Source organism: Paraburkholderia panacisoli (assembly GCF_008369935.1).
Lineage (GTDB): Bacteria > Pseudomonadota > Gammaproteobacteria > Burkholderiales > Burkholderiaceae > Paraburkholderia > Paraburkholderia panacisoli.
In genome coordinates this window covers 52,906-66,510 of record NZ_VTUZ01000028.1, presented here as the reverse complement: position 1 = coordinate 66,510, position 13,605 = coordinate 52,906, and the positions used below count along the sequence as shown (strand labels likewise).

At 57.2% G+C, this 13,605-nt stretch carries 6 protein-coding genes; all 6 read left to right on the top strand.

Features of this window, described 5'->3' with window-relative positions:
• Window positions 1–197 precede the first annotated feature (197 nt).
• The 6 genes from FVF58_RS32505 to FVF58_RS32480 all read left to right on the top strand — a co-directional run bounded on the left by FVF58_RS32505 (window position 198) and on the right by FVF58_RS32480 (window position 13,591).
• Complete coding sequence (locus FVF58_RS32505) at window positions 198–1,412, top strand: ParA family protein (protein WP_149673855.1); 1,215 nt, start codon at window positions 198–200, stop codon at window positions 1,410–1,412.
• A complete protein-coding gene (locus tag FVF58_RS32500; protein WP_149673854.1) occupies window positions 1,409–2,380 on the top strand; it encodes a ParB/RepB/Spo0J family partition protein in 972 nt (323 codons plus the stop codon). Before FVF58_RS32505 ends, FVF58_RS32500 begins: the two co-directional genes overlap by 4 nt.
• Before the next feature lie 4,328 nt (window positions 2,381–6,708).
• On the top strand, window positions 6,709–7,035 hold the full coding sequence (locus FVF58_RS32495) for an H-NS family nucleoid-associated regulatory protein (protein ID WP_149673853.1): 327 nt from the start codon (window positions 6,709–6,711) through the stop codon (window positions 7,033–7,035).
• Window positions 7,036–7,678: 643 nt separating this feature from the next.
• Entirely contained in the window at window positions 7,679–10,072 is a 2,394-nt protein-coding gene (locus FVF58_RS32490) for a tellurite resistance TerB family protein (protein WP_246217256.1), read from the top strand.
• Entirely contained in the window at window positions 10,069–11,367 is a 1,299-nt protein-coding gene (locus tag FVF58_RS32485) for an ATP-binding protein (RefSeq protein ID WP_149673852.1), read from the top strand. Before FVF58_RS32490 ends, FVF58_RS32485 begins: the two co-directional genes overlap by 4 nt.
• The gene (locus FVF58_RS32480; RefSeq protein ID WP_149673851.1) at window positions 11,339–13,591 is read left to right on the top strand and encodes a DEAD/DEAH box helicase; all 2,253 of its coding nucleotides are present in this window, start codon (window positions 11,339–11,341) and stop codon (window positions 13,589–13,591) included. The genes FVF58_RS32485 and FVF58_RS32480 overlap by 29 nt, the downstream gene beginning before the upstream one ends.
• The last annotated feature ends 14 nt before the right edge of the window (window positions 13,592–13,605 follow it).

Below are 13,605 nucleotides of genomic sequence, written 5' to 3'. Positions count from 1 at the left end.
AGCTGGAACTCAAAGCCGCTCTGATCTTCGCGGATCGCAGGGGCGCCATTCGGGTGGCAGTTGACGAATACGTCGAGAAATCTGTAGGTTAGCCGGGGTTTCTCGAGAAAAAACGAGGAGTTTTCTGCAGTTGGTAGGTTTGTTTACACGCTTTGGTGTATTCTGCGCTTCAACGTCAAAACACGGAGAAGTGCAGAATGGCACACGTAGGTACCCTACCGATGGAAGAGCGGAAAGTCACGCTTCGGGAAGTTGCAGAGTTCGCAGATAGTCTCACCCCTTTCGCTGACAACCTCCGAGAACAGATTCTCGCGCCGCGCCCACGCAAGACGGCGCCGATCTATACCATCAGCGAACTCGCCGAGATGTGCAATCTGACCCGTCAACAAATCCAGTATCTCGTAACGAAAGCCGACTCGGGCCTTCCGGCAGGCAGATTAAACGGGAGCGGACGTAGCCGGACTTTTACGCTGGCGGAAGTGCGCGTATGGATCAAGTTGGCCTCGGACATTTACCAAACGAGTCTCGAAGGGAGCGGTGATGATTTTCGCGGGAAAGTGCTGACTACCGCCCAGCTCAAGGGAGGCTCTGCAAAGACGACGACGACGGTTTGTCTTGGGCAGGCCCTTACTCTTTTCGGCCGAAAGGTTTTGCTGATCGACTTGGATCCGCAGGCATCGGCTTCGGAGCTTTGCGGTCTCTATGCCGAGAAGGAGATCACCGGTGAGGATACGGTCCTGCCTTACATCTACGACCAAAACGTTGAAGGCGGACTGGGTGCAAAAGTCCAGTCAACCTATTGGGACGGTCTCGATGTGATCCCCGGCCACACGTTTCTGTATGGGGCTGAGTTCCTGTTGCCTGCGAGGCAAAAGACGATGCAGGGCTACAGGTTCTGGTCCGTGCTACGGCAGGGGTTGGAGCCGCTTCGCGCGCGATATGACTACATTCTGATAGATACATCTCCGTCGCTGTCGTACATGAACTTGAATGCGCTCCTCGCGGCTGATGCCTTGGTAATGCCGATGATTCCAGAGAACCTGGACTTCATCAGCTCATTGGCTTTTTGGCGGCTCTTTTCGGACGTAGCCGAAGACTTTCTGCCATATGAGGAGGACAAGGTCTATGACTTCATTTCAGTGCTGCTATCCAAGGTGGATTATGGCAAGACCTCGTCGGCACCTGTTGTGCGCCAGTGGGCGCAAAGCGCGTACGGTCGGTGGCTAGACCCGTTTGAGATTCCCGCCAGTTCCGTGATGAGCGGTGGAGCGCTTTCATTTTCGACCGCGCTGGATATTGTCAGTACCCACTCGAGCGCAAAGTCATTGCAACGTGTAAAGCAGCCGATGATGCAGTACGCGAGATGGCTGGACGAGATGTTTGTCAAAAACTGGAAGGAGTCGGCAGCATGACCAATATCCGCGAGCAATTGTTGGCGAAGACTGCGAATCTTGCAACGCCCGCCGATTTCAAAGGGGAGGTCAAGAAATCTGCTCGTAACCCGCAAACAATGCCTGGGATTACGAGCGCTTTAGCTGTCGCTCAACTAAGAATTCAGGAACTTGAGAAGCAGGGCACTGCCACGGAAATTGCGATCGACGAGATATCTCCGAATCCTTGGCAACCTCGACGGCAGTTTAACGAAACGAAGCTTGCCGAACTGGCGCGCTCGATCGGGGAGGTCGGATTGCTTCAGTCTGTAACTGCCCGGCGAGTCGGCGAGACTTCATACCAACTTGTCGCGGGTGAGCGGCGGTGGCGTGCTCACAAGCTCCTTAACAGGGAGACCATCAAGACGGTCGTGATTGAATGCTCAGACCAAGATATGGCCGCGCTTGCTTTAATGGAGAATGTCACCCGGGACGACTTGTCAGACTATGAGATCGCGATTGCAATTCGCCGTGCCGAATCCGAGTTTCCAAAGCGAACCCGACTAGCCGAGGTGATGGGCGTAACACGAAGCGATCTCTACAGGTTCCTTGCGTTCGCTGACTTGCCCGACTTTGTTAAACGGGATCTCGACTTGAATCCTTCGTTGTTGGCCGGCTCAGCTGCCCAAGACATCGTTCTTGCCCTTAAGAAAACGGGAGAGGGTGGTCTGAAAGCACTCGCCGAGGTTTGGCCGCTGGTGGTGGCGGGCGATTTGGTTGAAAGCAAGGTTGCGTCGGCTATTAGTTCGCATGTCAGCCGGGGAACGTCTGCGAGCGATGCTGGGGGCCGAAGCATTTTGAAGATTTTTGCGGGCAAAGCGCAAGCCGGAAGCATCACGAAGGACAGCAAGGGGCTTACCGTGAAATTCAAGGCGGGAATGATGACAGACGAACAGGAGTCTGACATTAGGGAATACATTGGAAAGATGTTTTCCGTGCGGCCGGAGTGAAACGAGGCGAACCTGCAGATTGTGGGTTCTTAATGGCAAACGTGGAACTCGCGCGCGAGAATCCCGTTCTGCGCCTAATCCCCGATTCGGCAGAATCAGGATCATGGCCGACCGGTAATCGTGGTTGATTCGGCCTGTTGCTTGGTTGACTCTCGAAAGTGTCCGGATCCGGACACTTTTGACGACACAACAACAGAGTCGTTTGCCACCGACGGCGACCCCTTCTCGGCCAGCGCACCCACCACCTCGAAAAACTGTCCGGATCCGGACAGTTTCACCGACACAGAGACAGGTCACCGCCTGCTCCAATCTCAAGGTTCGGCCACGCGAATAACCGTCCTGATCCGGGCACTTTAGAACGCGCTCCCTGCCCATCCGGGCTCGACTGTCCCCAAGCCGCCCGACGCCCATCTCTCCGCTCGGCCCATTTTGGCCCAAGAGATCCCCGACCGACCGCAGCGAGAGGAACCGCGAAAACCTTTGACCTCCGCTGGCCATCCTTGGTGGCGCAATGCTGCAACCCAACTTTGCTGTTGGGAGACACCGACAGCGGGAGAAAAGCGCACCAAATATATTCAGCTTTCGCCCCCCGCTTTCAAGCCGCATACGCACGCGGCCCGGACTGATTGTGATCGAATCGTTGTCGGTATTGGTCGAATCGTTCACCGTTTCCCAGCTTGCATGGAGACGTCTCCGCACTGAGGCGAAACCGTCCCATACGCGGCGAGAGGGTCGATCTTTCGAAATTTGGGCACAGCGCCGATTTGCGCCTCTTCTCTTCGAAAGTCGGTGTAGCCCTCTTGAAATACGTTGAAATAGCAGTAGCCTGCACAGCCATGAGGTTTCCTGTAACTTCCCGAGCCGAAGCAGAGGGTCGCCAACACCCCGCGGCGTCTCTCCGCATGCTATCGAACGCGACCCAGTAAGCGGCGGAGGTCACTAGGGGATGCGAGGTCAAAACTGGCTTCGCGCGTGCCCCCACCGCAAAGCGGCCATATGGGCCGGCCTCGGGAAATGGCACGTTGGCCCCTGGTCGCCGCACACATAGTCAGATATAGCTCGCCGTGCGAGAACGGAGTGTTAAAAAGATGTTCGCCGTAAAGGGCGACGCGGGGGACGTCACTGGAATGCGGAGGGCTTCGCTGTAAAATCCCGATTTGGCGTCTATCGTCAGCCCTGTAAACCCAAATCCAAGGAGGTCATTAGCGTGCTGTTCAGTGTTGAAGCCGAGTGACCGACACAGTTTGCTGATCAAGTCCGCGCCGTGCGGGCCTCTTTATACCTGTGCCAATGCGTCCCGTCGGCACGCGATGATGTCAGTTGTTCCTGCCGCATCCGAGAGTTGCGCGAAGATGTGCAGGAACTCAAGTGTTCTCATTCGGGGCAAATGACCCCTGAATCCGACAACGGAAGCGTGCAACAGCGGTCCGCGCAGAGGTGGGCTTTAGCAATGCGGTGCTGGGCGGTCGTGGAGAACACGAAAATCTCGCCGTCCGGAGGCGCCAAACTGACACTTAAGTGTTAGTTATCTGACAGCTTGCCCAGCGCCCCTAACGTCTTCAAAATCTGGCGCCTATCTGTCAGTTATCTGTCACTTCACCACGGCGTCCCAAAAACTACGCCGTCACGGACGCCTGTCACTGGGTGCATCTTGTGCGAACGTTTGATTCCGACGGACGCGAAGACTGCCCTTCAGGCTGCACGGGCGTTGTCTGTTTCAACTCCCTTGGGGCGGAAGGCCATTGCGTTGAAGAGACCACGCTCGCCTCTTCGCTGTTCGCGCCGACCGCTTCTCAACCCCGGGTGGGTCCAGAGCCAACGAGCGTCCCCGGCAAGGGTTCTGAGTGTCCAGTCTCTTCCAAGCTTGGCAGCTTTGAATCTCGGCTCTTCGACAATGGCCTTTGCTCGCGGAGTCCGGTCGATATGGAAGTCGGTTAGTCGGTATAGGCACAGGCTTGCGTGCCCGGTATCTTGAGCCGGTCGCCCAATCCGGTAGCGTGGTGAGATCCGGCGGACCCGGCGTTAGACAGATTCGCATCTTCTCGAGGGCATAGTACCTAGAAAGGTACAAGCGGGCACCCGGGCGGTTGGCGCCGCGCGCGCCGGTCCAGTGCAGCTGTGGGCGGAGGCAAGCGCCCCGTCGCTCACTGACGGGCGTCGTGACGGCGGCCATACATACGCAACTTCCACGTGCTCAAACGCCTACGGCGCAGCGACATTAGCGTCTGCGCCTCGTTGGCCTCCGGCAACGACGTTCAGCCCAAGACTAGGCAGTAGACCCCCGTAAGACACGGCAGCCTCGTCGCACGACCTGTCCGCCCTGTCCGCCTTTCGGCGAAGGGCTGGCAGTAGCCGTCGGACCGGGCGCCCAGCGCGCGTGGCACGGCTTAGATGCTTGGCTTGATCTTCTCGCGCACATGTGGGCAGCGTCCCCGTTTGGCGGTTCGCGTCCTAGATTGTGCAGATACGTTAAGCGTTTTCCGTCAAGGCGCGTCTGACACGATGGTTTCTGCGTGCAGCAACCGCCTCGCGGATCAGGGCTGGCGTCCGCCGGGCCAAGAGATCGTGGCCTGAATACGAAAGGAAGTTGCGCCGCAGAGCCAGATCGCGCCGTCGTGATTTTTCAGTCTGGCGCCGGACGGACTCAAGCTGACGTGCTAAGGGAGAACCAGGCGGCCACGCCGGTCCGGCGAACCGCCACTACGTCGCCATCTTCAAGACTTCGGCGAACGCCGTGCTTTTTTCGGGCGCGGCAGAGCGCGCATGGCCGACGAGGGCACGAGCGCGTGTACAGAGTCTTGCGAGGAGACGATGTTCGTGTCGGTGATACGCAAAAGCGAGGGGGACTCGCGGCGGGTTGGCGTGACAGAGGTAGCCGAGTTTGATTTTCATCGAATAAACGCAACTAACAGACCGAGCCTAAGTGCTGCCTTTTTCTGGGCATGAAATTGGCCAACGTCTGGACGACAACGTGCGCTTTTGTCTGAGAGTACAGACGTAAACTAAACTAAAGGGGAGCGCGCGCGGCTGTGCGGCGCGTGTGGGGCCGGTTGCTGCTTGACAATCGCCACGGGAACCTGCGGCCGCCTTGGGTGCGATCGGATCACCTTAGACAAGCCGCCCGCGGTTCCTGCGGGGCCTACCACGAACCGCGTCGCGTGGTCGATCGGTCGACTGCGAACCCGTGTTCGTAGAACGAAAAACTGCGCCAACGTTAGGGAGACAATACTTCTCGCTACAACGCGCCGCCGCAATTCCGGTTTCTTGATCGCAGGCAGAGACGTCAAAATGAAGTGTAGGGCGCTGAGGGCCTAGAGGGGCATCAGCTTTGGCAAGCGGGCTGTCGTGAAACAACAGGGAATCATTCTGAATATCCTCGGATGGCAATCCTGGCGGTACCTCCGCGCCGTTTGTCTGCAAATGTTTCACAGAAACGCATTTTTCTCGCGCCTCGCATGACCTATGCGCGACCACCTGTCGGCACGTGACTGGGCATCACGAGGAGATGTAGTAGCTATTACGTAAAATGTAATTTCGGATAAGTGCCCCTGAAGTAGAACGTATTAAATGTGTCTCAACTTCGCGAATAAATCTGTCACTTCGCGTCGGCGCCGTTGAAATCGCTGCCTGGCAATTCCGTCTCATGCCGGACCATCAGTTCATTTGGCTTCAGTCCACGCGTAGCTTCGGTTCGGGCGGGCCAACTGACCCGCCGCGTGGGCTGGTGCGCCGGCCCCGCCTCGACGCCATAAGGGCTGGCACACCAACCTTCGAGTAGCCAAGATTCTTGCAAAAATTGACCTGGCTGCCCTCGATTCGACAAGTGACACGCGCGGCAAGCCGGTTTGCGGTGGCGTGTCGGCCACCCGATACTTGCACTCGGGGCATCAGAAATTCCCGCGTCTCGAGCTGCAACCTCGACGTCGGTGGTGACGTCTGCTAGCAGAAGGGAGAGCAGCTCAAATGCTCGGTGCTCAATGTCAGTGAGCGCATACTTGCTGTCGTGCACTTTAAGGCCGGGGTTCTTGTCCATCGCTTATAGACCGACGTCATCCGCGTGAGTCCGTCTTAGTCGTTGGTGGGCTGCCGTACTTTTTCGTCGGAAACTAAAACGCCGCGGTCTCGGCACGCTCCACCCCCAGACTGGGTGAGACGGACGAGCCAGCCGGTTTTGCCACTCTGCCTGCAACACTGTTTTCAGGAATCGTACATCGACGGTGGCCCTTCTCAACAGGATACTCCGCATATCCGAATCATCTGGTGGCAGGGCGTGTAGACGAGTCGTCACGAGACTGCTACGAGACTATTGCGTCGAAGGGGAAAACGACATGGATGAGCAAAAGCGCCAAAGTATGATTGCATACCTGCGTCGCAAGATGGCCACTGTTGGCATCAAGGTGGGTGACGTCGCGGCGGCGATTGCCGAAGAAAGGGCGCGCCAAAAGTCGGCACGATATCGCAGTGCTTTCGGCGACACTTGGGATGGCAAGGGCGATATGCCCCAGTGGCTGAGGCAAGCCACAAGCGCTGGGCAGTCACTGGCGCACTTTGCTGTTGAGAAGTCGTCGACGTCGATTAGCCGTAGACGCCCGGCGATTGACTGGAGTCAGGACCCGTTCGCCGGCACGCGACTGGCGACAGTTCGGCCGTCGTAAGCGCCATGTAATTGCCGCCTTAGTAATAGCGCTCGCCCACACTACGGCCAGAGTTTCCGTGGCCACACCTGCCGCCCTCATTGATTCCAAGAGTAATTGCGCACAAGCCACACGCTCCATCGCCGGCGCAATCGCGCGAAATTGGCGGCAGAAATCTGCAGGTCTCGTGCTGCCACCTCAATGTCGGTTAAGGCGTCAATCAGGAAGAATTTGAGCAAGTCGGCGGCGCAGCGGCTCGCGATGTAAGTGAGCGTAAGCTTTTGGCCAAATTGGCTGCTTGCAACGATAGATTTTTCTATTGCGAATACGGCGATACGATTTATACCGCTGTTATGACAAAGGAGTGGCCCTAGCGACCGCCCCCTATCCGGTGAATAGCTCGTAGAACGCCCTTCGTTTCGTCAAATCACATTCCGTCGGTTGCGTCCAATCTAGTTTCCATGGATGCCACGGTCCCTGTGACTTAGGCACCGGATTTTTTGGCAATCTCATAGATTCGCCCCGGCCGGCCGACACAACACAACGCGTATTGCAAGCCGGCCACACGCGGCTCTTTGCTTTCGTCGTACTATACTGCTCGAAAATGGCGGCATCGACCGGATAAGTCAATCCGCATAATCAAAAGACGCGAGAGATTGAGACCATGGGCCGGAAGGCGAAAAAATCGGGTTCCGGCACGGGCACGCTGGTTGTCGCCATTGTTGTAGCCATCATACTTGCCCCGAAGGGCGGCTGGACCGTATTCCTTGTCTTCATACTGGGCTGCCTACTTGTGGCTTTATTCACGAAGAAGAAGGAGTCGACGACTGCCGCCAGTAGCGTCCAGACTCCTCGAACTGAGCCAAACGGGTTCAAGGTGAGTGTCTCGATGACCTCCAACTCCGCGCGCAACGGTCCAGCCCAATCGGTCGACGAGTTTTTTACAGTAAGCCTGTCATCTGATTCGCCCTCTTCCTCGTACCGCATTGAACGCCCCTCGCTTGAAACGGCTCCGAACGTTCGTTGGGTGGGTTCCGACGAATCGATAGAAATCGCTGGAGTATCCATCACGCGCGGCGGGTTCTATGTAGGAATACCCAAGCGAGCCGAGGCCAACAGCCTTGATGGATGTGTCCTGAACCCGAAAGCGAACGTCGCAAAGTCTCCGAGCGACTTCTCGACAGGGACCCCGGATTACTGGATAAGCTACCAGTCATTTTCGGCAGAGCAGCGTCGCGCATACCTGCAATGGTTGGCTTCGGACCGCTCTGACCCGCGGGTCCATCGCAGCTACCTTCTGCTATACCTCTACGGCCTGGAAAGGCGTGTTCTGGTCGATGGACTGCAGGGTAAGGTCGAGAAGACCGAACTCGAATCTATCGCGACCGAGCTTAAGCGCCTGCACTCAGTTTATTCGGGCGTCTTGCAGACCAGCTACTTCGAGAACCTGATTGATTTCATATGCTTGCATCTGGCTCAACCGGCTCGTCAGTACGAACAAGCGCCCGGGACTATCTTCAATGCGTTCGAGGTGCCGCTGAGCGTTCGTGTGGCATTCGGCCAGGCGGCCATCGACAAGAAGCCAGTACCTGTAAATTGGGCACTCGCATGGGCACTGGGCGACGGTGCCGTTTACAAGCGAACCCCCGTTACACGCTGCGGGAACGAGTTCCGTCAGCTCTTCCTCCGAAAATACGCGGAGCAGTTTCGCGAGGGTATCAAGCTGACGGCGAACAAGACCAAACTGAAGATATCCCCGCACACAGCCTTTCCAGCGTTACAAGCTATTGAATATCCTGCGTACATTACCTCGCTTCCAGATATCGCCGCAGTAACGGGCCCCCGGAACAAAATTCAGCAGTTGGTCAACGAATGTTCGGACGCCCTTGATGGATACAGCAGATTCGTTGGAAGGAATCCGGATTCAATTGGCTCGTTGGAAAGCGCCCTCATGCTTCCGGTCGACCTCTGGCCGGAATCCGCACGCCAGGAACTCAATTCATTAGTGGCAACTGTGGCCAATGTGCCAACAGTGATGACGTTCAGCGACCTCTTCGGCCGCTTCAAGGCGTCTGGCAATATCACACGTGACAAACTGACCGCTTTCGCGCGCATTCTTGGGGAGTCCGGTGTCGCTGTCGAGCCTGATGCTCGAATTACAGGTCGGGCAGCGAAAGGCGGCGAGTTCGTTGCTTTATATGCAACGCCGCCGAGCAACTCCGTTAATCTGGTCGACGAGAACTATCTGTCCGTCGCCCTTATGGTTGACTTGGCAGCATCGATTGCAATGGCAGACGGCAATGCGACAGGACAGGAAATAGCACTGATTCATCGCCAGATAGACTCCTGGTCGCAACTCACACCAAGACAACAGGCGAGGCTTAAGGCGCGTGCCGCGGTACAGCTTGCCCAGCCAGCTTCTCTGGCAAGCCTGAAGAAGCGTCTTGAGCCGCTTTCGTCCGAAGCCAAGAATGCTGTTGCCGCACTGATTGTCCAGACGGCGAACGCCGACGGCGTTGTGTCGCGTGCTGAGGTGAAGATGCTGGAGAAGCTCTACCAGATGCTGGGTCTGGACCCGAAGCGACTCTATAGCGACCTTCACGGCAACGCCGTCGTCGGCACGCCAGCTACGCAGACGACGGCCGCAACATCGGGCACAGCAGCGGCGCCCCTACCGAAGCTGGCGTTTTCGCTTGATACCTCTCGCATCGAGGCATTGCAGAAAGAAACCGCAAAAGTCTCCGCGCTCCTCGCCGGCGTCTTCGCCGGAGACAAGCCGGAAGACGAGCCCGCGCGAGAAGTCGTGGAGCAACCGGCCGTGAGTGGTCTGCTTGGACTGGACGAGGCACATTCCACGTTCTTGCGCCTCCTTCTTTCGCGACCGTCATGGACTCGCTCGGAGCTGGCGGACGCAGCGTCCGACCTCGACTTAATGCTCGACGGCGCTATCGAACAGGTAAACGAAGCTTCTCTCGACCATTGGGACGAACCGCTCACTGATGGCGACGACCCGGTCGAGATTAATCAGGAATTCGCACAAAGGTTAGCCACATCATGACAACCATTCGTCCGAAGGACCGAGACGCAGTCCTCCAATCTCTTCGTGCCGGTGTTGTTCCACGCATCGGGCAGCATCTAATCCAAGTTGGTCGCGTCAAAGAACTGGAGGCACTCATTCAGGACATCACGCGAGTGGCCGATGGCGGCTCAAGTTTTCGCGTCGTCGTCGGCGAATACGGTGCCGGGAAAACGTTCTTCCTGAATCTCGTCAGAGCCATCGCACTCGAGAAGAAGCTGGTCACGGTGCATGCGGACCTGAACCCTGACCGACGCCTGCATGCTTCGGGAGGACAGGCGCGCTCACTCTACGCCGAGCTCGCGAAGAACATGTCGACGCGTACGAAGCCGGACGGTGGCGCTCTGGCTGGAATTGTCGAGAAATTCATCGGGCAGGCAAAGACCGAGGCCAAGGCGACAAGTCGAACGAGCGAGGACGTTATTCGTTCGCAGTTGAACCAGTTGACCGAGATGGTCAACGGGTACGATTTCGCGGATGTGATTGCCGCCTACTGCCGCGGCTTCGATGAAGGTAACGAGCAACTCAAGGGCGACGCCATCCGGTGGCTGCGCGGTGAGTTCTCCACCAGAACCGACGCCCGCGCAGCTCTTGGCGTTCGCACGATTATTGACGACGCCTCGGTGTATGACCAGCTCAAGCTAATGGCTCGGTTCGTAAAGCTCGCTGGATACGGCGGGATGATGGTATGTCTGGACGAGTTGGTGAACCTGTATAAGCTCGCCAATGTGCAAGCTCGTAACTCAAACTACGAGCAGATTCTCCGGATTCTCAACGACTCGCTTCAGGGTTCGGCCGAGGGGCTCGGCTTTGTCCTCGGTGGCACGCCCGAATTCCTGCTTGATACCAAGCGCGGGCTTTATAGCTACACGGCGCTCCAGTCGCGACTCGCTGAAAACACGTTTGCCGCGAATGGTCTTGTCGATTACACCGGCCCGGTAATTCGGCTTGCCAGTCTCACGCCCGAGGATTTTTACGTCCTGCTGGATAAGATTCGAATTGTCCATGCGCTCGGCGACCCAGAAAAGACGATTCTGCCGCAAGAGGCCATCCCCGCCTTCATGGCCCACTGTGCGACGCGCTTGGGAGACACCTACTTCCGCACACCGAGAACCACGATAACAGCTTTCATCAACCTATTGGCAGTCCTGGAGCAAAATCAGGCCGCTGACTGGCGGCAGTTGATTGGCGCACTCGAAGTGGAAAGAGACACGGGCGGCTCGGCTGACGTCGCAACTGAGGGTGACGATGAATTCGCCAGCTTCCGGCTCAACTGATTCACGAAGCTTTAACCTTCTCAATGAACAGATTCGTCGCTGGGTCTGGAGTGAGGGATGGACCGAGCTTCGCGACGCGCAGGAGCGCGCGGTTCCAGCGCTCATTAACGCGGACCGCGATGTAATCATCGCAGCCGCAACGGCGGCAGGGAAGACCGAAGCTGCCTTTCTGCCGATTCTATCGAACCTGCTACGTGACGAGCCGTGCACTGCGTCGGTTCTTTATATTAGTCCGCTGAAGGCTCTCATCAACGACCAATGGGCGCGACTCGATAACCTGTGCGAAGAACTCGAGATACCGGTAATCGGATGGCACGGCGACGTGTCGGCAAGTCGAAAACAGAAGTTTTTCAAGAATCCGGTGGGCGTGTTGCTCATCACACCGGAGTCGCTGGAGGCAATGTTCGTCAATCGCGGCTCGTCTTTGCGGGCAACCTTTGGGAGTCTCCGCTATATCGTTATTGACGAACTGCATGCGTTCATCGGGTCCGAGCGAGGAAAGCAGCTCCAATCGCTGATGCATCGGGTCGAGCGTGTGTGCGGACGAAGCGTTCCACGCGTCGGACTTTCGGCGACGCTTGGCGACATGCGGCTCGCTGCGCAATTTCTGCGGTCGGGCGGCGAAGCCTCCGTTGACATCATCGACTCGAAGAGTGGTGGCCAGGAGCTCAAGGTCTTAATAAAGGGCTTCATCCTTCGACCACCAAGAATTGAAATCGAACCAGATTTGGAGAATCCTGAGCTGGAGGACGCGGTTCCCGGAAGTACTGTTAACGTAGCAAATCAGTTGTACAAGGCACTACGTGGCTCGAACAACCTCATATTTCCAAACAGCAGGCGCATGGTCGAAACCTACGCGGACCTCTTGCGCCGTGCATGCGAACGGGACGGATATCCGAACGAATTTTGGCCGCATCACGGAAGTCTCTCCAAGGAACTACGTGAAGACACGGAGCACGCCCTCAAGGACGGTACCAGACCGGCGAGCGCTATTTGCACGACCACGCTGGAACTTGGCATCGACATCGGCGCGGTGAAAAGTATTGCGCAGATTGGCGCCCCACCTTCTGTTGCCAGCCTTCGACAGCGTCTCGGGCGTTCCGGGCGTCGCAAGGGCGAACCCGCCATTTTGCGTGGCTATTGCGTCGAGTCCGAGCTGACCGCTGACTCGGACTTCTCGGACCGGATACGCGAGAGCCTCGTTCAGTCAGCCGCAATGGTAAATCTGCTGATGAGAGGCTGGTTCGAGCCTCCTCGCGTTGGAGGAATGCACACCTCCACCCTCGTTCAACAAATCCTCTCCATCATTTCCGAACGTGGCGGTAGCACTGCGGGTCAGGTTTGGGAGACGCTGATTTCCAGTGGTCCGTTCGAAGTCGTAGACAAATCGACGTTCACAGACATCCTTAAGAATCTCGGCAAGCTTGACCTTATTGTTCAGTCGGTCAACGGTTTGCTCCTCCATGGTGTGGCCGGTGAAAAGCTTGTGAACCATTACGAGTTCTACTCGGCGTTCTCCAACGGCGAAGAATTTCGGGTGGTTGCCCTCGGACGCCAGCTTGGGAGCGTGCCAGTAGCCCATCCGCTTACCAAGGGTCAAGGCTTGATATTTGGGGGGCGACGTTGGCGGGTCGAAGAGGTCGAGCAGGAAGCAAAAACCATCTACGTAATACCCGACAGCGGTGGTGCGCCGCCGCAATTTGACGGCAATGGCGCGATGGTGCATGACGAAGTGCGGAGAGAAATGCGGCGTCTTCTGGCGGGCACCGAACCCGTATTGTTTCTCGATGCCACGGGCCAACAAATGCTGCGAGAGGCGCGTCGATACTATGCAGACGCGTCACTGGAACGGACCGTCATTTTCCGAGAGGGCTCTGGTACCTTTATCGCCACGTGGCGAGGTGATTATATCAACGACGCTCTGGTCCTGCTGCTACGTACTAACAGGTTTGACGCTTTTAACAACGGCGCAGTAATCGGCGTGTCGAACGGCAGCGCAGAGCGCGTGGCGGAAGCCCTACATCGGATTGGGCAGTTAGACCGTGCGAAAGCCATCGAGTCCGTAGCCGAGGTAGAAAACCTTGACCGCGAGAAATGGGACTGGGCGCTACCGATGCCCGTGAAGCGCGCCGCGTTCGCATCGACGCATCTTGATATTGACGGCGCCTTGGCATTCGCTCGAAGTACTGCGCGGTCCGCGACGAACGAACCGATGACCAAATAAGCCGAAGCCGCGCT